We start from the raw sequence: 24,220 nt of genomic DNA, 5'->3' as shown, positions 1-24,220 counted from the left end.
AAATGAGCCAATGCTCATTTTTTTTTATCGTTCAAATCATGTAAAAATAAACCTGATAAGAGTTTTGGTTCAAACCATGTCGATTTTGGAGGCATGATTTTTTTTGCGTCCGCAACCGCTAGAAGTTCTTCCATTGCTGGCGGAAACATTGCAAATGCGATACTTGCGCCAGCATTTACTTCTTTTTCTAGTGCGTCAATTCCTCTAATCCCTCCTACAAATGCAATGTTAGGATTGGTTTTTGGGTTGTCTATTTGCAAAAGTGGAGCTAAAATTTCATTTTGCAGAATGGCAACGTCAAGCGAATTCACTTCATCATTTGAAACCTTTTCTGCTTTAACCGTTAATTTTTGCCAGCCCTCTGCTTTTGTAAAGGCATGTATCTGATGTTTTCCTGCTGGTTTTGATTTTTTAACGGGCTCAATATCAAATTTCTGCGCTACTTGTGTCCAAAAATCTGACGGCAAAGCTGTTTTCACCACCCGATTATAATCGAGGATTTCCAATTCATCATCTGGGAAAATAACCGATAAAAAGTACTGTGCCTCCGTACTATCAAGCATTTTTCCGACTTTAGCTGCTGACGCCGTGCGATGATGTCCGTCAGCAATATAAAGGGCAGGCACTGCTGTAAATGCCTTTTCTAAGCTGGCAATCACAGCCTTGTCATCAATTACAAAAACCCGATGTCTCACCCCATAGAAGCTGACAAAATCGACTTCAGCCTGATGTTGATTTTTCCAATCCGACATTATTTTTTGAATGTTTTCTTGGCTTCGATAGGTCAGAAAAATAGGACTGGTGTTCGATTGTGTCGCCTCAAAATGCCGAATGCGATCTTGTTCTTTTTCTGGCAAGGTATATTCATGCCGTTTAATCAAGCCATTTTCATAGTCAGAAACAGCCGTTGTCCCTACAATTCCCGTTTGTGTGCGTCCGTCCATGGTCAATTCATAAAGATAAAATTGATTTTGGTCTGCTTTTTTTAGCCATCCCTTTGCCAAAAATGCTGTCAGCGCTGACAGAGCCTGCTGATAGACTTGGTCATCATGATGGTCAAGCTCAGGTGGCAAATCGATTTCACTTTTGTCAATATGCAAGAAACTATATGGATTGTCTTGTCCAAGCTGACGGGCTTCTTCTGATGACAAGACATCATAGGGTAATGTTGCGACATCCTGCGCTAATTTTTGCTCAGGCCTGATTGCCTTAAAGGCACGTAAAACTACCATTTACACCCCTCTTTCATTTTTGATGACACGCACGCGGACAATATTCTCACTGGCTTCAAACAAAGCCACAAGTGCTGCAATTTTTGCTTCGTCAACTTCATCCAAGTCAAGCAGGGTATAGGCAAAATCGCCTTGGCCACGATTGACAATATTGGCAATGTTGATGGCCTGCTCAGAAACCGCTGAAGCAATGTGAGCCACGACATTTGGTACATTTTTGTTGATTAAAGTAATCCGATAAGGGCTTGTCAACTCTTGCACAACACGTGGAAAATTGACCGAATTGATAATTTCACCTGTCAAAAGATAGCGTTTAAGTGAATTGGCCGCCATGCGCGTACAATTTAGGCTGGCTTCCGCTGTAGATCCTCCCAAATGTGGACTGACAAAAATGGCATCGTTATGATAGTATTTTTCTGATCCAAAATCTGTAGCAAAATAGTGGATGGTACCATTTTCAATATATTCTAAGAGGTCGTCTTTGTTGGTTATTTCATCTCTGGCAAAGTTTAAAAGCACAGCGCCCTTTTTCATTTTGGCGAAATTTTCAGCCCGGAAAATATGATGCGTTTCGGCAGTCAAAGGCGTGTGAACCGTGATATAATCCGATTTTTCAAAGATTTCGCTCAAATTATTGACCCGTTTGACGTGTGATGAAATTTCCCAAGCACGCTCAACTGCAATGTAAGGGTCATAACCAATCACGTTCATGCCCAATTTTTCAGCGTCGTTGGCAACACGCGACCCGATATTGCCCAGCCCAATAATCCCGACTGTTTTTCCCGCAATTTCTTTTCCTGAGAATGCTTTTTTTCCTTTTTCAACAGCTAAATCGATACTTTTATCATCGCCCAATTGATTTGAAAGCCATTTGTTTGCTGGTTTCAAAAAACGTGAACCGAAAATCATCATGGCAAGCACCAATTCTTTAACGGCATTCGCATTACCACCTGGCGCATTGAAAACCACAATTCCCTCTGCTGCACATTTGTCAACAGGAATATTGTTAAAGCCTGCACCAGCACGACCAATAGCTAATAAATGTTGGCTAAATTCGACATCATGGAAATTTTGAGCCCGACAGATAAAAGCTTCTGCTTGGTTTTCAGGGACTTGGTCAATTGCAAATGAAGCGCCTAATTCTGCCAAGCCTTCTTGGTCAATATTATTTCCGATTGTTTTAATATTATAAGTCATTTTTTTCTTCAAACTCCTTCATGAATTTCACAAGTTCAATAACGCCTTCGTTTGGAAAAGCATTGTAAATACTAGCACGCATGCCACCAACTGACCGATGTCCTTTGATATTTTTAAAGCCCAACTGGTCAGCTTCAGCAATGAATTTTTTGTCCATTTCAGGACTATTTGTTCTAAAGGTAACATTGCAAATCGACCGTTCTTCTTCGAATTTTACTGGACTTTGGTAAAATGAACTTTGGTCAATTTCATCATACAAGAGACGGGCCTTTTTTCGATTATTTTCTTCAAGTGCAGGTACACCGCCTAAACTTTTAACCCAATCAAAGACCAAGCCTGCCATGTAAATCCCGAAAGTAGGGGGCGTATTATACAGGGAGTCATTTTCCGCCAAAATCCGATAGTCCATCATGGATGAGAATATTTCAACTTGAGGAAGCAAATCTTCGCGCACGATAACCAAGGTAACACCAGCAGGCCCAATATTTTTTTGCGCTCCTGCGTATATCAAGCCAAAACGCGTCACATCATAATTAACAGCCAAAATATCCGAACTCATATCTCCGACCAAAGGAACACCATTGGTCTCAGGTAGGTCATAAATGGCCGTTCCTTCAATAGTATTATTTAAAGTGACATGAACATAAACGGCTTCAGGGTCAATTTGACTGCTGTCAAAGCTGACAAGATGATCAAAGCCGGATTGTTCCGTCGAACCAAGCGAAATGGGTTCAAAATCAATCACTTTGGCCAGTTTTTGTGCTTCGGTAAATGCTTTTTTACCAAAACTTCCAGACTCGACATAGTAAGCCTTCTTGCCTTGAGCCAAATTGAGCGGTACCATGGTGAACTGTGTGGAAGCTCCTCCTTGAAGAAAGAGAATTTTATAGTTTTCCGGAATCTGCATAAGGTCGCGTAAGGAGGCTTTTGCTCTACTAAGAATGTCTGAAAATTCAGGGCCACGATGCGTCAATTCCATAACTGACATGCCCGAATGCGCATAATCTAAGAGTTCTTCTTGAGCTTTTTTCAATACTTCTGCTGGCAAAACGGATGGGCCAGCTGCAAAATTATATCCCATTTGATGTCCTTACTAATCAATCTTATTTTTATGTATTATACCATAATTTTCAGACAATAAGACAGCTGAAAGATGTCAAAAGAACTGGTCAAAGTGTCAACAAAAAGAGACTTATTTCTTCTTTCGTACAAAAAAACGCCAATTTAATGGCGTTTTTATTTGTCTTTAAAATTTTCTAAAGCGTTCGTAACGTTGTTCTTGTAAGCCGTCAGCGCTGACAGGTGACAATTCTTGAAGCGCGCTTGCCAATTTTTCTGACAGGTGTTCAAAGAGATTGTCCTCCTCGATAATGCCGTCCACAACGCCCATTTCAAAAAGGTGTTGCGACGTCATTTTCATCAATTCTGCTGCTTCATCACGTCGTTTTCCATCTTTCCACAAAATAGTGGCAAAACCTTCGGGCGATAATACAGAATAGACCGCATTTTCCAAAATGAAGACTTTATTGGCAACGGCAAGTGCTAAAGCACCGCCAGAGCCGCCTTCACCTGTGATAACTGTGATAACTGGTACTGTCAAATCAGACATTTCATACAAATTTCTTGCAATGGCTTCACCTTGTCCACGTTCTTCTGCTTCAATCCCTGGGTAAGCACCAGCAGTATTGACAAAAGTAATGATTGGACGGCCAAATTTTTCTGCTTGTTTCATCAAGCGAAGCGCCTTACGGTAGCCATTTGGACTCGGTTGACCAAAATTAGTCGCTAAGTTTTCAGCAAGATTTTGACCTTTTTGAATGCCAATTACGGTAACGGCAGTCCCTTGAAATTTAGCAATGCCTCCAACAATCGCTTGATCATCAGTCAACTGACGATCCCCATGAAGTTCGAAAAAATCAGTGAAACAATTGGCGATGATTTGACGGACAGAAACACGATCGACTGCACGCGCTTTTGTGATAATCTCGGCGATAGTTAATTGTTTTTTTTCATTTTTATCAGCCATGATTTTCTCCTTTTCCGCTGTGCAATTCAAGTAAAAGTGACAATTTGGCCCGAAGCTCTGTCCGCTTCACAATAGCGTCAACAAAGCCATGTTCCTGCAGGAATTCTGCTTTTTGGAAGTCATCAGGTAACGTTTGACGCACCGTTTCCTCAATCACGCGGCGTCCAGCAAAGCCAATCAATGACTGTGGTTCTGCCAAGATAATGTCACCAAGCATGGCAAAAGAGGCTGTAACACCACCCGTTGTCGGGTCAGTCAAAACGGTAATGTAGAGCAGCCCTTCATTGGAGTGACGTTTAGCTGCTGCCGATGTTTTGGCCATCTGCATCAGTGACATGATGCCTTCTTGCATTCTGGCACCACCAGACGCCGTAAAGATAAGGACTGGCAATTTTTGACGCGTCGCTTCTTCAAATAAGCGGGTCAATTTTTCGCCAACAACTGTTCCCATTGAAGCCATGATGAAATTAGAATCCATAATGCCTAAGGCAACCGCATGGCCATTGATGTTGGCTTTTCCTGTTAAAACAGCTTCATCAAGACCCGTTTTGGCTTTCATTTTTTCTAATTTTTCAAGATAAGCTGGAAAATCCAATGGATTTTTCGTTTCAATACCGGTAAACCATTCTTCAAAGGAGGCGTCATCAGCAATCAAGGCTAAGCGTTCCTGCGCAGAAATCCGGAAATTATATGCACAGTGAGGGCAAATTTTTTCAATTCCTAAATCATGAACATAGATACTGTGTTTACATTTTGGGCATTTTGCAAAAAGTTGATCTGGCACCTCTGGATTGGCAATTTTGTCTTCAATGACAGAACGATTTGGACTAATTTTTATATATTTTTTTTTCTTAAATAAAGGCATTTCTATCCTCGGTTTTCTATTTCAATTGATCGAACAAGCTGTTAATCATTTTCTTCTGGGGTTGCAAGATAAGCAGGTAAAAAAGTATTTCCCAAGAAGCCTGTATCATAATCCCCAGCAATAACGTGCGCGTCCGAGATCAATTCGAGTTGGAAGTCAATGTTTGTTACAACACCTTCGACATCAAATTCCATCAACGCTCTTTGCATTTTCATCAATGCTTCAAAACGACTTTCACCATGAACAATCACTTTGGCAATCATTGAATCATAATATGGAGGAATGGTATAACCATTGTACATAGCCGAATCAACACGTAAACCTACGCCACCTGAAGGTAAGAAAAGGTTGGTAATGGTTCCCGGTTGCGGTGCAAAATTAAATTTTGGATTTTCAGCATTGATTCGGCATTCAATCGCATGACCAGAGAAATGAATGTCTTCTTGTTGAAGATTGAGTGCAATTCCTGATGCAATTTTGATTTGTTCTTTCACAATGTCCACACCTGAAACAAATTCTGTCACAGGGTGTTCGACTTGAACACGGGTATTCATTTCCATGAAATAAAATTGTCCCGCTTTTTCATCCAACAAGAATTCAATGGTTCCTGCATTCTCATAATTTACCGCTTGGGCAGCTTTGACAGCAGCAGTGGTAATTTTATCACGGAGGGTCTGACCAATAGCGACTGAAGGACTTTCTTCAAGAACTTTTTGGTTGTTGCGTTGCAAAGAACAATCACGCTCACCAAGATGGATTACATGACCAAAGCTATCGCCTAAGATTTGAACCTCGATATGACGTGCTGGATAAATCATTCGTTCAATAAACATGGCACCATTCCCAAAGGCAGCTTGAGCTTCCGCTGTTGCTGCATTAAAGGCAGGAACAAGTTCTTCACTTGAGCTTACTTTACGAATTCCTTTTCCACCGCCACCGGCAGATGCCTTGAGCATGACTGGATAACCAATTTTGTCAGCAATGACAAGTGCTTCGTCAGCAGTGAACACTTCTCCATCAGAACCCGGTGTGACAGGCACGCCTGCTTCACGCATTCTGGCACGGGCATTGATCTTATCTCCCATAGCATCCATGACTTCAGCAGATGGGCCAATGAATTTAATATTCATTTCTTCACATAAGCGTGCGAATTTTGAGTTTTCACTCAAAAATCCAAAACCTGGGTGAATGGCTTGTGCATGTGTTGCAACAGCTGCTTCCAGAATATTATTCATATTGAGGTAACTTTCCGTCGCACGTGCTGGGCCAATACAAATGGCTTCATCAGCCAAAGCCACGTGAAGCGCATCTTTATCCGCTTCAGAATAAACAGCGACTGTATCAATTCCAAGTTCTCGTGCCGCACGAATAATCCGCACAGCAATTTCGCCACGATTGGCAATCAAAATTTTATTAAACATTATTTTCTCCATCATTCACAGGAATGAATGAACTTCTTTTTTCTCATTACTTTTACATTTCATACTATTCTATCTATCGAAATATTTGATAATTCAAATCAAAAAATAAGTCCAAAGGTTTGCCACAATCGCGGACTGTGGCAAGAATATTTCGTTTATAAATGAATAGTTAGGTCTGGCGTAAAAAGGAATTAATTTCCTAAAGCAAAAGTAAGGGTTCCTTTTGCTGCTACTTTGCCATCAACTTTTGCTTCTGCTTCGACAACAGCGATACTGCCGCGTCGTTTCACAAATTTGGCATGCAAAACTAATTGGTCTCCTGGAACCACTTGTTTTTTGTACTTGACATTGTCCATACCCGCATAAAAGACGAGTTTGCCTTTATTTTCAGGTTTTGAAAGTTCCAAAACTCCTGCTGCTTGTGCCAATGCTTCCATGATTAAGACACCTGGCATGATTGGGTATTTTGGAAAATGTCCCTGGAAAAATTCTTCATTGATGGTCACATTTTTAATTGCCGTGATTTCATCATCACTCATCTCAAGTACGCGATCCACGAGCAACAAAGGATAACGGTGAGGCAAAGCCTCCATAATCTTTGTTATGTCAATTGCATTTTCAGTCATTTTTTATTCCTTTCGCTGATTGTGATTTAGCCTTTCAAATCAATCAAGTCAATTTTAATCGCATTGACAAATTGGCGAACTTTTTCTTCTTGTTTTGCTGTCAATTTTCCGCCTTTTCTTCCCAAAAAGAAGTTTCCTTGGCCATGCAAGGCCAGTTCCAAGCGACTCGGTAAGACAGTAATCCCCTTGCTTTTAAGGGTATTTTCAAGTTCGTCCAATGGGCCTTTGGTGTTTCCAGATGTTTGAAAGAGTGCCACTTGTTTGACCTTACCACTTTCAATATTTTGAACAAAATGTCTCAGTTTTTTGCTCATTTTCCCCCAGTAAACACCACCGCCAAGAATTAAAAGTTCCGTTTTTTCCAGTTCTACTGGACGGCTTATCTCTTGCGCGTCAAGTCCAAACGCCTCAGCAATCAAATCGGCAACAGCTTTACTATTGCCTCCGCGTGATTGATAGCGAACGCTAATCATTTGATACGAACCAATGCTTGTCCAAATTCGACAACATCTTCTGCTGAAACCATGATTTCTGTTACGACGCCATCTGCTGGTGCAGGAATTTCATTCATGACTTTCATTGCTTCAATAATCAAAAGGGTTTGTCCTTTTTTAACTTGATCGCCCACTTGAACGAATGCTGCTTTGTCTGGTGATGCCTTGAGATAGACGACACCAACAAGTGGACTCTTGACAGCTTCGCCTTCAGCTTGACTTTCTACTGGGCTTTCTGCTGGTGCAGATGAAGCTGCTGTTTCAACTGATGTTACAGCACTAACAGTACTAGGTGTAGCTGCAATGACAGGAGCCATTCCTTGTGTTGTTGGTGCAAAATGTCCCTCATTTTTTGACAAGGCTAATTCGCCTTCAGCATTTTTCCATGAAAACTCGCGTAAGTTTGAGCCTTCAAATTTATCCATTAATTCTTTTACTTCTGAAATATTCATTTTTTTTGTTTCCCCTTAGTGCTTCGTCAATTCTTATGCGTCAGCCCATTTTTTGAAAGCTAGGACGGCATTGTGTCCACCAAAACCGAAGTCTTGTGTCAATGCAACATTGATTTCTGCTTCTTTTCCTTGTCCAATAACGACATTAATGGTCATGTCATCGTCAAGTTCTGTTGTCCCAGCATTAACTGGTGCGTATTGATTCATGAGTGATAAAACAGTTGCAACGGCTTCGATACCACCTGTTGCGCCGAGTGCGTGACCGTGCAAGGCTTTTGTTGATGAAACCAATGCTTTGTCACCAACAACATTGTGAATGGCTTTTGCTTCTGTTTCTTCGTTGGCGTGTGTAGAAGTCCCGTGTGCATTGATATAATCCACATCTTCTGCTTCAATATCACCTTCTGCCATGGCCATCTTCATTGCGTTTTCAGCCCCTGTTCCACTTGGTGTTGTCATGTGGAAGGCGTCATTTGTACAGCCATAACCAACGATTTCTGCCAAAATGGTTGCGCCACGTTCTTGTGCGTGTTCAAGACTTTCCAAAATCAGAACGCCAGCACCTTCACCCATGACAAAACCTGAACGGTTTTTGTCAAATGGACGGCAGGCAATGCTTGGGTCTGTTTCTTTTGTCAAAGCGGTCAAATTAGCAAATCCAGCAATTCCGAGTTCACAAATTGCTGCTTCACAGCCTCCAGCAATCATTGCATCAGCATAGCCGTGTTTGATTTCACGGAAGGCTGAACCAATCGCATTGGCACCTGCTGCACATGCAGTGACTTCTGCACGGGAGGTTCCTCTTGCACCGACACGCATGGCAACATTTCCAGCTCCCATATTTGCAATTGCAAGGGGAACATACAATGGTGCTACTTTTTTAGGGCCTTTGAGTAAGGCCTGTGAATTCTTTTGAGATTGTCCTAAGCCACCAATACCTGAAGCCATGATACAGCCCAAACGATCATAGTCTGTGTTGTCTTCAGTAATGCCTGACATTGCCATTGCATCGAGTGACGCGTGAACAGCGTATTGGCTGAACAAATCCATGCGACGTGCGTCTTTTCGTTCGAAATATTTGTCAAATGGAAAATCTTTAACTTGTGCAGCAACAGAAATTCCCGTTGCTTCCGCATCAAAACGATCCAAAGGACCGATACCTGTTTTACCAGCTTTCAAGCCTTGCCAAAATTCTTCTGGACTATTCCCAATCGCACTAACGACACCAAATCCTGTAATTACAACTCTATTTGTCATGATTTACCTCTATTATTTGTTTATTTATTCAATGTTTACATTACCATACCGCCGTCAATCGTGAGGACTTGACCTGTAATGTATTCTTGTTCTGCCAAGAAGAGGACCGCAGTTGCGATTTCTTCTGCCTGACCAAAACGCTTCATCGGAATTTGTCCCAACATGGCGTCTTTGACCTTGTCAGAAAGGACAGCAGTCATGTCAGACGCGATAAATCCTGGTGCAACGGCATTAACTCGAACATTTCGTCCAGCAACCTCACGTGCAATCGATTTTGTCAAACCAATCAAGCCTGCTTTTGAAGCCGCATAATTGGCTTGGCCCGCATTACCAATCAATCCCACTACTGATGAAATGTTGATAATGGCACCACTTCTGGCACGGGTCATTGCTTTTAAGACAGCTTGCGTCATATTGAAACTTCCGGTCAAATTGATTTTCAAGACTGCTTCAAAATCCGCTTCGCTCATCTTTAATGACAGACCGTCTTTCGTAATTCCGGCATTGTTGACCAAAATATCGACAGAGCCGAGTAATTCTGTAGCTTCGGCAATCATCCGTTTGGCATCGCTTGAGCTTGAAATATCACCAGAAACACCGACCGCTTTGATACCAAAACTGGTAAATTCAGAAAGCAATTCAGATGAAATGGCAGAGCGACCATTGATAACTACGTTGGCTCCTGCTTTAGCAAAGGCTAATGCAATGGCATGTCCAATTCCGCGTGTTGAGCCTGTAATAAAAACATTTTTATTTTTAAGTTCCACTATTTTTTTCCTTTATATTTTACGACTAATCCAATACCATAGACCACCAGAATAATGGTGTAAATGTACGCACCTGCGATTTTGCCTCCTAAAAGAAGGACCAAAATGCCAAGCACAATCATAAAAATTCCTAAGCCAAAGAGATTAATTTTCATTGCAATTCCTTATTTTTCAGCTTCTATCAAGGCTTCAAAACTTGCTAAATCTTCAACATTTGTGAAATCAGCAGTCTTATCAATCCGTTTGATAAAGCCAGACAAGGCTTTACCAGGTCCAACCTCGATAAAACGGGTCACATTCAGTTTTTTCATGGTTTCAACTGACTCGTAAAAACGGACAGGTTCCATTACTTGTCTTGTCAGCAATGACACAACTTGGTCATCTTCCATGACCTGAGCTGTGGTGTTCGAAATCAGTGGAAGTTTGAATGGTTCATATTGAATTTTTTCAAGTTCAACAGCCAATTTTTCGCTGGCTGGTTTTAAGATTGCCGTATGGAATGGGCCTGAAACTTTCAGTTCAATCAACTTTTTACTGCCCGCTGCTTTGAGCATCTCGACAGCTGTGTCAACTGCTTCTGCTTGACCACCAATCACAATTTGTCCTGGCGTATTATAGTTGGCAGGACTGACAATGCCTTTTTCACTTGCCTTTTGACAAATTTCTTCAATCAATTCGGCATTGGTATTCATGACAGCGACCATTTTTCCTGAGCCTGTTGGTGCTGCTTCAGTCATGAATTGACCGCGTTTAGAAACGAGAACAATCGCTTCGTCAAATGTCATTTTGCCAGAGGCAACCATTGCTGTGTATTCGCCTAAGCTGAGTCCTGCAACAACATCTGGCGTGATGCCATTGGCTTCGAGCAAGCGATAAATGGCTACTGAAGTTGCCAAAATGGCTGGCTGAGTGTATTTGGTTTCATTGAGCTTGTCTTCATCATGGTCAATCAAAAAACGCAAGTCGTAGCCCAGCAAACTGCTGGCACGTTCGAATGTTTCTTTGACGAGATCATATTTTTCATATAAGTCATAAGCCATACCCAATTTTTGAGCGCCCTGCCCAGAAAATAGAAATGCTGTTTTAGTCATGTTTTTCACCGTTTTATTTGAGATATCAAACTATATTTTTTTAAAATGAATAGGGGCACGAACACCCCTTTTTCATTATTTTTTAAGTTCTTCAACGTAGTTGACAAGTTCAGAAACTGTCTTGAGGTCTTGGTCAGTATCAACTTCAACTTCAAATTCGTCTTCGATGTCATTGATGATTTGGAAGAGGTCAAGTGAATCAGCATCGAGTGCTTCGAATGTTGTTTCAAGTGTGATTTCTTCTTTGTCTTTTCCAAGTTCGTCAGCGATGATATCTTGTACTTTTTCAAATACAGCCATGAGTGTTTCTCCTTTTATTGTGAATGAAAATTTTCATTCGTTAGTAAATATATTATTAATCCGCTTAGCGCGGTTTATAACCAATGTTTTAGGGTTGGATTAGAGTTGAATCAACATAGTTCCCCAAGTCAATCCCCCACCAAATCCGCTCAGAATAATCTTTTGATTTATTCCTAATGATAGCTTACCACTTTCTATCGATTCTGACAAGAGGATAGGTATGCTGGCAGCACTTGTATTGCCATATTCTGCCATATTTTGTAAAAATTTATGGCGGTCAGCGCCTATTTTTTTGGCCATCTTATCAAGAATTCTAGAATTGGCTTGATGAAGCAAGAAATAATCAACTTCTTCAACAGCAAGTTGTGCTTTTGTCAGTACTGACAGCATATTTTTAGGAACATCTCGCGTTGCAAAATCAAAGATGGCACGTCCGTCCATTTGAATGCTCGCCTTTGGCCCATCAACTTGAGCAAATGGCGAATGCACGCCTGTTGCTCCTGAGGTTAATTTGTCTCCACGTGAACCATCTGTTCTTAATTCTTCTGCTATGACAAATGGTGTTGAACTTGCATTTTCCAGCAAGACACCACCAGCACCGTCTCCAAATAATACAGCAGTCGAGCGGTCTGACCAGTCCAAAATTTTAGAAAAAACTTCAGCACCAATCACAAGTCCTTTTTGTTGTCCAGCCAAAATCAATTTTTCAGCAGTTGACAAGGCAAAGACGAAGCCCGAACACGCAGCAACTAAATCATAGGCAAATGCACGCTCAGCACCAATTGCTGCCTGAACACGCGCCGCAACTGACGGCATCTGTGAGTCTGGCGTAATGGTAGCTACAATAATAAAGTCAAGCTCGCTGGCATCAAGTCCTTTTTGGTTAAGTAATTTTTGAGCGACTTTAATCGCCAAATCCGAAGTATCTTCACCAGTAGAAATATGACGATTTTTAATTCCCGTTCTTGAGAAAATCCATTCGTCTGAAGTATCCATAATGGTTGAAAGCTGGTCATTACTTACAATATGACTTGGGCAAGCATGAGCTGCTGCTGTAATTTTTGCAAACATTTTATTTCAAATTCTCCAATGAATGATGCAAGTTATCTAATGCACCCTCCAGTTTATCCTCGCTAGTATCGTAAATGCTATCGAAAAGACTGTCGGTAATATCACTGAAAAATTCTCGGTGATCATCACAGATTTGATTGCCCTTTTCTTCAAGACCCACAAAAATGACACGACGGTCGGTTTTTGACGGTGTTCTTCGAATATATCCCTTTTTCTCAAGTCGATTAAGTGTAATGGTAATCGTTGAAAGGGCCAATTTTTGGTCTTTAGCAATATCTGTCGCACGACAGCTTCCTAAAGCATGGATAAGCGTCAATATTTGAAGCTCTTTGACAGTCACATCAGGGGTCTCGCGATCTTTGAGAAATTGCTCCTCTAAAATCATGAAATCATGGAACAGTTGAATTAACCATTCGTTGACTCTATCAAAATCTGTTTTCATTTTATCTCCGATTTGTTTAGTAATATTTTATACCGCAAATCATTTCATGTATCAAATTATATCACAAAATTTTCAATTTGCAAAGATTTAACGATATGTAAGAAAAAATCTTGTCAGCACTGACAGTCTCCAGTTCCTTAAAACGGGAGAAAATCAGCCCTTTCGGGCATGGTTATCCCTGACAAGACTTAGTTTATGTGTTTTATTATTTTGTAGGGTTGCTTGCAATCATTTCAAGTTGACCAGAAATTCTCCAATTTTCAACGGTGCTTGGTAAAATAAAGTGATTGCCTTTCTTAATCTTAACGGATTGTCCCTCAATCTCCAGTTCTCCTTCTCCTTCAAGAACTGAGACTAATGTATAAATGGCATTTTTAGTAAAGTCATGGCTTCCGTTGATGACCCATTTATAGACATCAAAAAATTCAGATTTAACTAATGTTGAAAGTTCTGCACCTTCAAATTTTTCTGTCATAACCTTATTGTCTGGCAATTTATCTCCAGGAATCGTCAAAACATCGATAGATTGTTGGATATGCAACTCACGCAGATTGCCTTCTTTATCGCGACGATCAAAATCATAAACCCGATAAGTCGTATCAGAAGATTGTTGCGTTTCTAAAATCACAATTCCCGCACCAACAGCATGCATGGTTCCAGAAGGAACATGGTAAAATTGGCCAGCTTTGACAGGAACTTTTGTCAACAAATTATCCCAGTTTCCATCGGCAATCATTTGTGCCAATTCTTGACGGCTTTTTGCTGTATGTCCGTAAACAATCTCAGCACCTGGTTCAGCTGAAATGATGTACCAACATTCCGTTTTTCCAAGTTCACCTTCGTGTTCTGCTCCATATGCATTGTCTGGGTGGACTTGCACAGATAACCAGTCATTCGCATCCAAAATCTTTGTCAACAACGGAAAAACAGTTTCTTCACTGTCGCCAAATAATTCACGGTGTTCCGCATACAATTTATCCAACGTCATCCCTTTGAATTCACCATTAGCAATGGTTGATACGCCATGTGGATGCGCCGAAATGGCCCAATATTCACCCACTTTATCACTTGGCAAATCATAACCGTAAGCTTTCAAATGGTCGCCGCCCCAAATTTTTTCTTGTAAAACCGAGTTTAAAAATAATGCCTGATTCATTTTTTCCCCTTAAAAAATAATTGTTATGTTTCTATTATATCATAAATAAAAGGGCAACCACACTCTGATAGTCAGCATACAGCGCTAATAATTGATGATATTTCAAGGTCATTTTTGTGACAAATTCCTAAAAAAAGACGAGAAAAATGAATTTCTCGTCTTTTTATATTTTGCTCGTTCTCTTTTATTCTGGTTTATTCAACCCACGTAAGAGCTCGTCAATTTTTGAACCATATTCAACAGATTGGTCTTTTTCAAAGGTCAATTCTGGAATTCTAAAAATAGACATTCGTTTGGCCAATTCGCTTTTGAATAGACCTGTTGCTTTTTTCAAAGCAGCTTGTGCCTTTTGATTATCTGAAGCCAATTCAGATAAGAGGCTATAATAGACTGTCGCTTGTGAAAGGTCTCCGGTTACTTTAACATCAGTGATATTGATGTCTTGAACACGAGGATCACGCACCTTGTTACGCAAAATATCGTTGATTTCACGTTGGATTTCGACTGCGACACGGTCACTTCTAAATGAATTTCCCATTGTATATCCTTTCATTTATGCTGTTACAAGCTGTCAGAGCTGACAGTTTGTGGCTTTGGTCATCATCTCATCAATTCTTATTTACGTTCGATTTCGACCATCTTGTAAACTTCAAGTGTATCATCGACTGCAATATCGTTGTAGCCATCAATCATAAGTCCACCTTCTTGTGCATTTCCGACTTCTTTCACGTCGTCTTTGAAATGTTTCAAGCTGGCAATAGTGCCGTCAAAGAGCACAACGCCTTCACGAATAACACGCACACTTGCATCACGAGAGACTTTACCACGCGTCACAAGGAAACCAGCAATGGTTCCGACTTTAGATACAGTAAAGACTTCACGGACGATTGCTTCACCTGTAATTTCTTCTTTATATTCAGGGTCAAGCATTCCACGCATAGCAGTTTCAACTTCTTCAATAACTTTATAAATAATGTTGTGAAGACGAATGTCAACATCTGCACGTTCCGCTTGTTCACGGGCAATACCTGTTGGACGAACATTGAAACCAACGATAATGGCATTTGAAGCTTCAGCAAGAGCAACGTCAGATTCAGAAATGGCACCGGCAGCGGCATGGACAATATCCACTTTTACGCCTTCGACTTCAATTTTTTGAAGTGAAGCAGCAAGCGCTTCTGCTGAACCTTGAACGTCAGCTTTGATGATGATATTAACCGTCTTAGTTTGTCCTTCTTTAAGGGTATCAAAGAGGTTGTCAAGGCTGACACGACGGGTATTCTTACGTTTTTCAAGTTGAGCGTGTTTCGCACGTTCTTCACCAACACTACGTGCTGTTTTTTCATCTTCAAAGACCGCGAAATGATCACCCGCTTGTGGCATGTCATTCAAACCAGTCAACTCAACAGGTGTTGATGGACCAGCTTCTTTCACACGACGACCACGTTCGTTGACCATGGTACGAACACGTCCATAAGTATTTCCGACAACGATTGGATCTTGAATGTGCATCGTACCTTGTTGAACCAAAAGGGTAGCAATCGCACCTTTACCTTGGTCAAGACGAGCTTCAATAACTGTACCGATGGCACGAACTGTTGGATCAGCTTTCAATTCTTGAACTTCTGCGACAAGCAAGACAGTTTCAAGCAATTCGTCCAAGTTCTTGTCGTATTTTGCTGAGATTTCAACAAATTCAGACTCGCCACCCCAAGCTGTTGAGATAACACCGTGTTCTGCCAATTCTTGCATGACACGTGCTGGATTAGCACCTGGTTTATCAATTTTATTGACTGCAACGATAATTGGAACATTGGCTGCTTTTGAGTGGTCAATGGCTTCAATGGTTTGAGGCATCACACCATCATCAGCGGCAACAACCAAAATGGTAATGTCAGTAACTGAAGCACCACGTGCACGCATACTTGTGAAGGCTTCGTGACCTGGTGTATCAAGGAAGGTAATTTTCTTTCCTTTAGTTGTGATTTGGTAGGCACCGATGGCTTGTGTAATTCCGCCTGCTTCGCCTTCTGTTACGTGTGAATTACGCAAGTGGTCAAGCAAGGTTGTTTTACCGTGGTCAACGTGTCCCATGATTGTAACAACAGGTGCACGTTCAACCATGTTTTCTTCTTTAAGATAGCCTTCTTCAACAAACAAACGTTCGATATCTGTCTTGTCTTCTTCAACTTTCTTAACAGCTTCAATACCGTAGTCCATCAAAATCAATTCGATTGTTTCTTCATCGAGTGATTGGTTTTGGTTGACCATTGTGCCCATCATGAAGAGTTTTTTGATGATTTCAGCTGGTTCGCGTTTGATTGATTTGGCAATATCTTGCACGTTCATGCCGACTTGGTACTCAAGACTTTCTGGCAATTCGTGGAATTTACGTTGTGTTGCTGGTACTGATTGTTGCGTAAATTTATTGTTACGTCCTCTTCCACGTTGTTTTCCGCTGTTCCAGTTAGAATTTCTAGCATTACGTACTTGGTTACGGTTATCATTAACGTGAAGTGGGCCACCTTTACGGTTGCCATCGCCATTGTTATCGTGTTCAGTTTTCTTCTTGTCACGGTCACGACGACTTGTTTTACCTGTTACAGGTGCTGCAAATGTTTCTGTCGTTGAAGCTGGCTTATCAAATTTATTGTGGCCTTGTCCTTGTTGGCCTTGCGGACGTTTCTTGTCAAAATGACCTTGACCATCTTTATTTTGAGGACGACGATTGTCATTGTTGCGACGGTTATCGTGGTTGCGATTACGGTCGAATGATTTATGTTCAGCTTTACGTTTGTCAGCAGCAGCTTCTGCTTCTTTTTTGATATCTTCTGCACGTTTAACGACTTTGATTTGAATTCTTGGTTTTTTACCGAATTTTGGTTGGTCGTTTTTCGCAGTTTCATTTTTCGCTACGATTTTTGATTCACTCTTTTCATTTTTTTCTGCAGCAGCAACGGGTTTCGTTTCTGTTTTTGGTGCTGCGGTTTGCGCTTTAGGGGCTTCTTTGACAACAGGTTTCGCAACTGCTTGTGCGGGTGCTTCTGTTGCTGTTGCTTTTGCCAATTTAGCGGCTTTGTCAGCTTCTTCTTTCGCTTTGATGCGAGCAAGAATGGCTGGGTCTTCCACAATCGCTTTTCCTGCAAAAGTGCGAGCAGGTGCGACGGGTTCTTTTTTAACATTTTTCTTTGCTGGTGCTTGCTTGGCAGGTGCTGTTTTCACGCCACCTTGGCTCGCTTTAGCAACGATTTTTTTAGCGTCATCTTCTGACACTGAACTTGAATGAGATTTTACTTCCATGCCAAGTGCTTGGGCAGCGTTGACAAGGTCCATGTTCGACATTCCAGTTTCTTTTGCGATTTGGTTAATCCGTTTTTTATCAGACAATTTAGTCCTCCCTTTATTCGATTATTCAGTCATGAGGCTCTCCATTTTCTTTGCAAATCCATCGTCAAGAACGGCAATGACCTTTCGGTTTTGTCCGATTGCTTGCGACAGTTCAATTTCAGAGAAGGTCTGGCATACAGTGACCTCATAAAATTTTGATTTATCTGTCATTTTTTTAATCAAGTTTTGGCTGGCATCATTGGCTAGAAAGATAAATTTAGTGCGACCCGATTGGATTGCTTTGGTGACTAATTCTTCACCAGTCGTTATTTTTCCTGCTCGTTTTGCAAGTCCTGCCAAATTGAATAATTGTTGTTTTTTATCCATTATTTTTAGTCATAATCAGGTGCTTGTTCAGCTGAATAAGTCGTTTCTGAAAGCTTACGACGTGCAACTTGGTGTTCAACATAGGCAATCAATTCATCATAGAACTCATCTGCAATATGTATTTGAAAGGCACGGTCAAAGACACGTTTCTTTTTTGCCATTTGTGCTTCTGTATTCAACAAGGCGATATAGGCGCCACGTCCATGTGCTTTACCAGCAGGGTCAATCGAAATTGCACCTTCTTTGGTACACGCAACGCGAAGCAAGTCACGTTTGGGAAATTGCTCACCTGAAACTAAAGATTTCCTCATTGGAATTTTTTTCTGTTTCATTGAAAATCCTCAATATCCTTAATGAATTTTTTATTCTTCGACCTTGTCAGTGCTGACAGCTTCTTCGGTAGCTTCTTCAAGTTCTTCAACGATTTCTTCAGCAACTTCGACAACTTCTTCAATCACTTCTTCAGCAATTTCTTCAATACCTTCAGCTTTAACTACTGCTGCAGCTGCTGCAAGTGCTTCTGCAACATCTACTGAGTCAGCATCTTCGTCTTCAGTAACGAATTCATAGTCGTCCATGTTAAATTCATCAGCAGATTTGATGTCGATTTTGCTGTTTGTTACATGAGCAGCCAAACGGACGTTTTGTCCACGTTTACCGATTGCAAGTGATAATTGATCTTTGGCAACAACAGCCAAAGTTGCGCCTTCTGCAGTAATCAAAACTTGTTCAATTTTAGCAGGTTTCAAAGCATTGGCAATCAAAGTCGCTTTGTCGCTTGAATATTCGATAATATCCATCTTTTCGCCAGCAAGTTCACGAATAATACCTTGAATACGCGCACCTTTAGCACCAACCATTGTCCCGATTGCATCAACATTGGCATCGTGTGATTGAACAATCACTTTCGCACGGTCGCCTGCATCGCGAGCAATAGATTTGATTTCGACAGTACCGTCGAAAACTTCAGGGATTTCTTTTTCAAACATACGTTTAAGCATATCTGGCACCGTCCGTGAAATGAAAACACGTGTTCCTTTTGGTGTCAAAATAACATCTGTAACATAAACTTTAACGTGATCTCCAACATGGTAACGTTCTTGTGCAATTTGATCTTTCTTTGTCAACAAAGCATCAACGCGTCCAAGATTAACATAAACCGCACGGTTATCAATTTTTTCAACTGTACCTGTGATGATTTCATCTTTGTAACGTGAATATTCATTATAGATAATCGTACGTTCTTCTTCACGCATTTTTTGCATGATGACTTGTTTGGCCGCACCAGCCGCTGTTCTGGCAAAATCTTTTGGTTTTTCTTCAAACATGATTTTGTCGCCAATTTCGTAGTGTGGGTTCAATTCCAAAGCATCTTCAAGCGAAATTTCAAGACGGCTATCAAACACTTCATCAACGACTTCACGTGTTGAATAAACGTTAAAGTTGCCTTTCTTTTCGTCAAAGATAACTTTCACATTTTGTGCTTGTCCATATTGACGTTTGTAAGCAGCTGTGATGGCTTGCTCAATCGCGTCAACGACAATTTCAGGTTTGATCCCTTTTTCTTCTTCCAACATTGCAAAGGCGTTTTGCATTTCTTTGCTCATTTTTATTCTCACTTTCTTTGTAGAAAATTTAATTTCTTGTCTATTTTCTCAATCGTAATCAGTTCTGCCAGTACTGACAGCTTTAGTTGAGCTGCCAAATTGGAGTAACTTTGCTAGGCTGCTCATTCGCACGAGGCAATTTTAAACCTTGCTAGACGAAATGGCGATTGCTATGTACTAAAGCACTAAGTCCTCCTACGATGTTCGCGACTCCGCGCGAACGACCATGCTCGCTAAGTGCTAAAGCACTAAGTCGCATGGTCAGAACTTAACCATTGTCTGGGCTTTTGAAATTAGCTCCAATGGGACTTCAACTGTTTTATGGCGTGTTTTGTCTAAAACGTCTAACACTAATGTTTCGCCGTCAAAGCTCATCAAATCTCCAGAAAATTCTTTTTCTCCGTCCATTTTTTGATACAGTTTGACAAAAACATATTCGCCAACGGCATCCGTAAAATGTTCAGGCTTTTTCAATGGTCGTTCAGCTCCAGGGCTTGCAACTTCAAGCAAATAGCCTTCCTTAGGAAATGGATCTGGTCTCATCGTATCCAACAAAGGTGAAATCACCTCGCTCAATTCTCCAGTTTCATCGATGGTGATGCCACCAGCTTTATCAATCAAAATCCGTAAAACCATATCACCGCCGTACTTTTCCCATTCAACCGCGTGAAGCACAAAAGGTTCTGGCAAATGTGGTGTGATAAAACTTTCTACTACTTCTGTAATTTCTGACATAATTCTCCTTTCCAAAGCAACAGAGAAGGAGCGTCCTCTCAGACGCTCCATTCTACTAATTATTTAATCTTATTATATCATAATCCGAAGAATTGTCAAGCTTCAAGCTTTTTTCTCTGCCCTTTTGACAGAAAATTGCGGTGCTAGATAAATTAAAGCAATCAAAGCAATCTGACAAAGGGTAAATGCGGCAAAAAAGCCGAGATTTTGTCCATTGATTGATTTCAAAATTAAAAACAAGGTTTTTAACGGGTGCAAGACTAAATCCCACGAATTCAAACGCAAAGCTTCTGAACGTCCAACATAAATCCCGATGGAACTCAAAAATGAAATCAAGCTGACCACAAGGACTTTCAGTGACCAATGTTTGAGATAAGCCTCCAGCATGAGTTGAATGGACCAAATTCCCAAGACAACTCCAAAAATAATGCCAAAAATTAAGACATTAAAGTCAACGATTGTCCGATTGTCGATCAATGCTTCTACTTTCGCTGGATTAAGCCAGTCAACAAAATGCTTGGCATCCGTCAACACATAAAAAGTATTTGGATAAAAAATCAACCAAAGAAAGCCATAACAAACTTTAAGAATTTTATTTTTTGCTTGGACACAAAGATAAGCAAAATCATAAGCCAACAAGGCTAAAAAAACATTCCAAGCCATGCTCATGGATAGGTTAATTGATGAATGCAAGGTAATTTTTCCATAAAAAAGGAGGGACAAACCTAAGCATAAAATGATAAAGAGAAGAAAAAAGATTTGAAGGGTTATAAATTTCTTATTTTTTAACATGCCATATTATAGCACATTTTAGCCTCGTGAAACATACAAAAAAAGAACATTTTACTGTTCTTTTCTCATTTTGGCAATAAAGCCACATATTCTTCTAATGAAAGATGGTGCGCAACCATGTATTTTGCGTTTTCAACACCTACATAACGATAATGCCAATCTTCATAATTGACACCTGTAGAGGCTTCTTTTCCTTTTTCAAAACGTAAGACGAAACCGTATTGTGGTGCTAGGCTGGCAACTTTAGCAGCGACAGTCGGGTCTGCTGCATTCAAACTGTTGACCGTACTCATATCAATGGCAAGCCCTGTATCATGTTCTGAACTTCCTGCAGGTTGTGAATAACTGTTCACATTCGCCACCGCTTGTGCTTGAGAAATAGACTTACCTGTCTGGTTGACTGTTCCATTTCCAGCTAATTCTTGACTCAAATAAAGTTGATAAAGCTGGCTTTGATAGGCTACCGAACGATAGCCAGAAATCAAATGCTCAGCAGGTGCAATTTTTTGAGCCGCAACTAAAAAGTTTTGAACTGCTGTTGCAATTCGACTGTCCACTTGCTTGCCGTCAACCGTTGTCAACGGAGGGTTGATTTCAGCTTTTGGCTGGTTTCGATTGACAACAATGAGGTTCCAATCGCTCTGCTTGGCATTGGGCAAACTAGCGATTGCTGTTGTTTTATTTTTGTTGGTTTGCTGCGTTGATGACGTGCTTGATTTGTCTTGCGTGCTTGTCGCATTTTGTTGACTTGAAGCAACGTTTTCAAGAGTTTCTGCCTTTAAGACTTGGTCAGATCGATTGAGTCCAACCGTGACAATGGCAACAAGAATGACGACCAAAAGGCCGATGATGACATAAGTTTTTTTATTTTTTTCCATGATCCTGATTCTTTACTTTTAAATCCAAGTCTTATTTTATCATAAATCATCGAAAAATAAACCCATTCTATTTAAAAAATTACAGCGTTACTTCATTTTCAGCAGCAAACAAATCATTTAAGGCTTCACTCATGGTTGGGTGTGTAAAAATCTGATCGCGTAAAACCGTGTAGGGCAACTGTGCTTGCATGGCTAAAGCCAACAAATTAATGACTTCATAAGATTCCTCTGCATAGATGACAGCCCCTAAAATTTGGTCTGTTTCTGCCGAAACCATGGCTTTAAAGAAGCCTTTTGCTTGTCCTAAAATTGCTGATTTTGGAATGGACGTTGATGCCAGTTTAAAGACACGAGGAGAAATCCCTTCGGCCTTTAACTGAGCCTCAGTCTTACCAATCGTTGAGAGTGCAGGCTGAATAAACAAGCTTTGTGGCATCTGACTACGATTGTTTAAATTTTTAGTTTGACTGCCAAAAAGTTGGTCTTTTACAATCCGAAAATCATCGAGTGAGGCATACGTAAACTGAGGCCCACCATGAACATCGCCCAAGGCCCAAATGTTTTTTGCACTTGTTTCTAATTTTTCATTGACCAGAATTGCTCCTTTTTCATCTTGTTCAACCGTCGTATGTTCAAGTCCCAAATCACTTGTATTTGGTTTACGACCAATAGCAAACAAAATTTTATCAGCTTCAAGGACTTGAACGATTTCCGTCAGCGCTGACAAAAGTCACTTCCGTTTGTCCCTCTTTATCTGTCAGCTCAACTGGCTCTACACCAAGTTCAAATGTAATGCCTGCTTTTTCCATATCTGATTGAACTTGTGCACTGACATCCTCATCCATCGTTTTCAGAATGCGCGTGGCATGGCTTAAAACCGTCACTTTACTTCCGTAATTGGTAAACATTTGAGCAAATTCTAAACCAATACTTCCTGAACCAACGATGACAAGTTCCTTTGGTAGAGTTTCCAGTTGGAGTGCTTCAGTTGATGTCAGTACATTTTGGCTGCCATCAAGTCCTTTAATATCGGGCAAAATCGCTTGAGCGCCTGTATTGATAAAAATCCGCTCTGCACGAATTTGAAGGTCTTGTCCAACCAATTCGACCAAATGATCTGACAAAAATCGTGCCTTGCCATCAATGACTTCGGCATTTTCCAAATCAGCAACCATGTGATAATTTTTGGGATTTAATTTACCAATCAAAGTCGTTTTCTTCGCAAATGCTTCTGCGTAACCCTCATTTTTCTGACTATTGACGATCAATGATTTTGACGGTATGCAGCCGACGTTGATACAGGTTCCTCCGTACATGTCACTTGATGCTTCAATCAAGGCAACGGTCTCTCCTTGACCACTCAAAAACTTGGCTAATGTTTTACCTGCTTTACCAAAACCAATGATTAAATTTTTATATGTTCTAGTTTCCATTTTTTCTCCTTCAAATTGCTTCTTTTACTGCTTTTAAATGCAAGGCTAATTGGTCGATGTTTTGGTTAATTTTGAGTAAGAGAAGGCTCCCTTGAATGCTTGCAATCATTTGTTCAGCAGCTTCTTGTGCTTCATTTTCAGAACCCTGCTTTAAGTCGAACACACAGTGTCCCAAAGCATTTTGCCAAGCCTTTAACCACTGGTCAAACATGAGGCGATAAGTTTCATCTTCTGTACTCAATTCAAAAATTAAATTACCCATCGGACAGCCATAATGTACGATTTGATTTTGATGTGAGGCATAAATCCAATCCAACATTTCTGAAATTTTATTTTTGGGCGATTGACCACTCCCTAAAATGCCAGTAAAGCATTCGGTTTGCCAGCGTTCAATATGCGACTGAATAACCTTTTGTGTTAAGTCATTTTTGGAATTAAAATAATAATAGAATTGCCCTTTTCCTGTCTTTGAGTCCTCTAAAATATCCGAAATCGACGTTCCCTTCACTCCTTTTTGACAATACAAACGCATTGCTGTCTGAATGATGATGTTTTTTGCTTCTGCCAAGATTTCTCCTTTACCTACCGTTCGGTACAATTTTAGTATAACAGATGAGGAAATAAATCGCATATATTTTGTTCAAAAAAACAGCCCATCGGACTG

Annotated in this window: 26 protein-coding genes and 1 pseudogene; all 27 read right to left on the bottom strand. The window is 40.6% G+C overall.

All coding sequences use genetic code 11. The features are described from left to right. Positions 1–14 precede the first annotated feature (14 nt). Positions 15–1,232, bottom strand: coding sequence for a DUF1015 domain-containing protein (locus GHI45_RS01610; protein ID WP_147779405.1), 1,218 nt, complete (start codon positions 1,230–1,232; stop codon positions 15–17). Next, complete coding sequence (locus GHI45_RS01605) at positions 1,233–2,429, bottom strand: 3-phosphoglycerate dehydrogenase family protein (protein ID WP_147779404.1); 1,197 nt, start codon at positions 2,427–2,429, stop codon at positions 1,233–1,235. It lies immediately after the preceding gene. Next, the gene (serC, locus tag GHI45_RS01600; RefSeq protein WP_147779403.1) at positions 2,419–3,510 is read right to left on the bottom strand and encodes a 3-phosphoserine/phosphohydroxythreonine transaminase; all 1,092 of its coding nucleotides are present in this window, start codon (positions 3,508–3,510) and stop codon (positions 2,419–2,421) included. The genes GHI45_RS01605 and serC overlap by 11 nt, the downstream gene beginning before the upstream one ends. Positions 3,511–3,675: 165 nt before the next feature. Then, complete coding sequence (gene accA / locus GHI45_RS01595; RefSeq protein WP_147779402.1) at positions 3,676–4,455, bottom strand: acetyl-CoA carboxylase carboxyl transferase subunit alpha; 780 nt, start codon at positions 4,453–4,455, stop codon at positions 3,676–3,678. Next, entirely contained in the window at positions 4,448–5,320 is an 873-nt protein-coding gene (gene accD / locus GHI45_RS01590) for an acetyl-CoA carboxylase, carboxyltransferase subunit beta (RefSeq protein ID WP_147779401.1), read from the bottom strand. Before accD ends, accA begins: the two co-directional genes overlap by 8 nt. Before the next feature lie 41 nt (positions 5,321–5,361). After that, a complete protein-coding gene (gene accC, locus GHI45_RS01585) occupies positions 5,362–6,741 on the bottom strand; it encodes an acetyl-CoA carboxylase biotin carboxylase subunit (RefSeq protein ID WP_147779400.1) in 1,380 nt (459 codons plus the stop codon). A 191-nt stretch (positions 6,742–6,932) separates the two neighbouring features. Further along, positions 6,933–7,367: a 3-hydroxyacyl-ACP dehydratase FabZ gene (gene fabZ, locus GHI45_RS01580; protein WP_147779399.1), complete on the bottom strand. Its 435-nt coding sequence runs from the start codon at positions 7,365–7,367 to the stop codon at positions 6,933–6,935. Between the two features lie 26 nt (positions 7,368–7,393). After that, on the bottom strand, positions 7,394–7,840 hold the full coding sequence (locus GHI45_RS01575; RefSeq protein WP_147779398.1) for a flavodoxin domain-containing protein: 447 nt from the start codon (positions 7,838–7,840) through the stop codon (positions 7,394–7,396). After that, positions 7,837–8,313 (bottom strand): acetyl-CoA carboxylase biotin carboxyl carrier protein, encoded by a 477-nt coding sequence (gene accB / locus GHI45_RS01570; RefSeq protein ID WP_147779397.1) that lies wholly within the window; start codon positions 8,311–8,313, stop codon positions 7,837–7,839. Before accB ends, GHI45_RS01575 begins: the two co-directional genes overlap by 4 nt. Before the next feature lie 33 nt (positions 8,314–8,346). Beyond that, the gene (fabF, locus tag GHI45_RS01565) at positions 8,347–9,570 is read right to left on the bottom strand and encodes a beta-ketoacyl-ACP synthase II (protein ID WP_147779396.1); all 1,224 of its coding nucleotides are present in this window, start codon (positions 9,568–9,570) and stop codon (positions 8,347–8,349) included. A gap of 35 nt (positions 9,571–9,605) precedes the next feature. Next, positions 9,606–10,337 carry a 3-oxoacyl-[acyl-carrier-protein] reductase gene (gene fabG, locus GHI45_RS01560; protein ID WP_147779395.1) on the bottom strand — a complete coding sequence of 244 codons (732 nt, stop codon included), beginning with the start codon at positions 10,335–10,337 and terminating at the stop codon, positions 9,606–9,608. After that, positions 10,337–10,492, bottom strand: a complete 156-nt coding sequence (locus tag GHI45_RS01555; protein ID WP_153497375.1) for a hypothetical protein — start codon at positions 10,490–10,492, stop codon at positions 10,337–10,339. The genes fabG and GHI45_RS01555 overlap by 1 nt, the downstream gene beginning before the upstream one ends. Positions 10,493–10,501: 9 nt before the next feature. After that, the gene (fabD, locus tag GHI45_RS01550) at positions 10,502–11,428 is read right to left on the bottom strand and encodes an ACP S-malonyltransferase (protein ID WP_147779394.1); all 927 of its coding nucleotides are present in this window, start codon (positions 11,426–11,428) and stop codon (positions 10,502–10,504) included. Between the two features lie 75 nt (positions 11,429–11,503). Beyond that, on the bottom strand, positions 11,504–11,728 hold the full coding sequence (locus GHI45_RS01545; RefSeq protein WP_147779393.1) for an acyl carrier protein: 225 nt from the start codon (positions 11,726–11,728) through the stop codon (positions 11,504–11,506). A 99-nt stretch (positions 11,729–11,827) separates the two neighbouring features. Beyond that, positions 11,828–12,799, bottom strand: a complete 972-nt coding sequence (locus GHI45_RS01540; protein WP_147779392.1) for a beta-ketoacyl-ACP synthase III — start codon at positions 12,797–12,799, stop codon at positions 11,828–11,830. 1 nt (position 12,800) lies between these two features. Beyond that, the gene (locus GHI45_RS01535) at positions 12,801–13,241 is read right to left on the bottom strand and encodes a MarR family winged helix-turn-helix transcriptional regulator (protein WP_147779391.1); all 441 of its coding nucleotides are present in this window, start codon (positions 13,239–13,241) and stop codon (positions 12,801–12,803) included. A gap of 205 nt (positions 13,242–13,446) precedes the next feature. Beyond that, on the bottom strand, positions 13,447–14,397 hold the full coding sequence (gene manA / locus GHI45_RS01530) for a mannose-6-phosphate isomerase, class I (protein WP_147779390.1): 951 nt from the start codon (positions 14,395–14,397) through the stop codon (positions 13,447–13,449). A 184-nt stretch (positions 14,398–14,581) separates the two neighbouring features. Beyond that, a complete protein-coding gene (gene rbfA, locus GHI45_RS01525) occupies positions 14,582–14,935 on the bottom strand; it encodes a 30S ribosome-binding factor RbfA (RefSeq protein WP_147779389.1) in 354 nt (117 codons plus the stop codon). Positions 14,936–15,012: 77 nt separating this feature from the next. Then, positions 15,013–17,784: a translation initiation factor IF-2 gene (infB, locus tag GHI45_RS01520; protein ID WP_147779388.1), complete on the bottom strand. Its 2,772-nt coding sequence runs from the start codon at positions 17,782–17,784 to the stop codon at positions 15,013–15,015. Between the two features lie 21 nt (positions 17,785–17,805). Next, a complete protein-coding gene (locus tag GHI45_RS01515) occupies positions 17,806–18,111 on the bottom strand; it encodes a YlxQ-related RNA-binding protein (protein WP_147779387.1) in 306 nt (101 codons plus the stop codon). A 5-nt stretch (positions 18,112–18,116) separates the two neighbouring features. Then, a complete protein-coding gene (gene rnpM / locus GHI45_RS01510; RefSeq protein WP_147779386.1) occupies positions 18,117–18,443 on the bottom strand; it encodes an RNase P modulator RnpM in 327 nt (108 codons plus the stop codon). A gap of 30 nt (positions 18,444–18,473) precedes the next feature. Next, positions 18,474–19,718: a transcription termination factor NusA gene (nusA, locus tag GHI45_RS01505; RefSeq protein ID WP_147779385.1), complete on the bottom strand. Its 1,245-nt coding sequence runs from the start codon at positions 19,716–19,718 to the stop codon at positions 18,474–18,476. 261 nt (positions 19,719–19,979) lie between these two features. Next, positions 19,980–20,453, bottom strand: coding sequence for a ribosome maturation factor RimP (rimP, locus tag GHI45_RS01500; RefSeq protein ID WP_147779384.1), 474 nt, complete (start codon positions 20,451–20,453; stop codon positions 19,980–19,982). A 102-nt stretch (positions 20,454–20,555) separates the two neighbouring features. Beyond that, entirely contained in the window at positions 20,556–21,116 is a 561-nt protein-coding gene (locus tag GHI45_RS01495; protein WP_187230053.1) for a DUF1361 domain-containing protein, read from the bottom strand. Positions 21,117–21,310: 194 nt separating this feature from the next. Next, the gene (locus tag GHI45_RS01490) at positions 21,311–22,123 is read right to left on the bottom strand and encodes a M15 family metallopeptidase (RefSeq protein ID WP_147779382.1); all 813 of its coding nucleotides are present in this window, start codon (positions 22,121–22,123) and stop codon (positions 21,311–21,313) included. Between the two features lie 79 nt (positions 22,124–22,202). Beyond that, a pseudogene (locus tag GHI45_RS01485) lies at positions 22,203–23,556 on the bottom strand (FAD-dependent oxidoreductase). 10 nt (positions 23,557–23,566) lie between these two features. Next, entirely contained in the window at positions 23,567–24,124 is a 558-nt protein-coding gene (locus GHI45_RS01480) for a TetR/AcrR family transcriptional regulator (protein ID WP_187230054.1), read from the bottom strand. Between the last annotated feature and the right edge of the window lie 96 nt (positions 24,125–24,220).

The organism is Lactococcus sp. dk101 (assembly GCF_009601055.1).
GTDB lineage: Bacteria > Bacillota > Bacilli > Lactobacillales > Streptococcaceae > Lactococcus.
The sequence above is the reverse complement of the archived record's forward strand: the minus strand, read 5'-3'. Positions and strand labels throughout refer to the sequence as shown.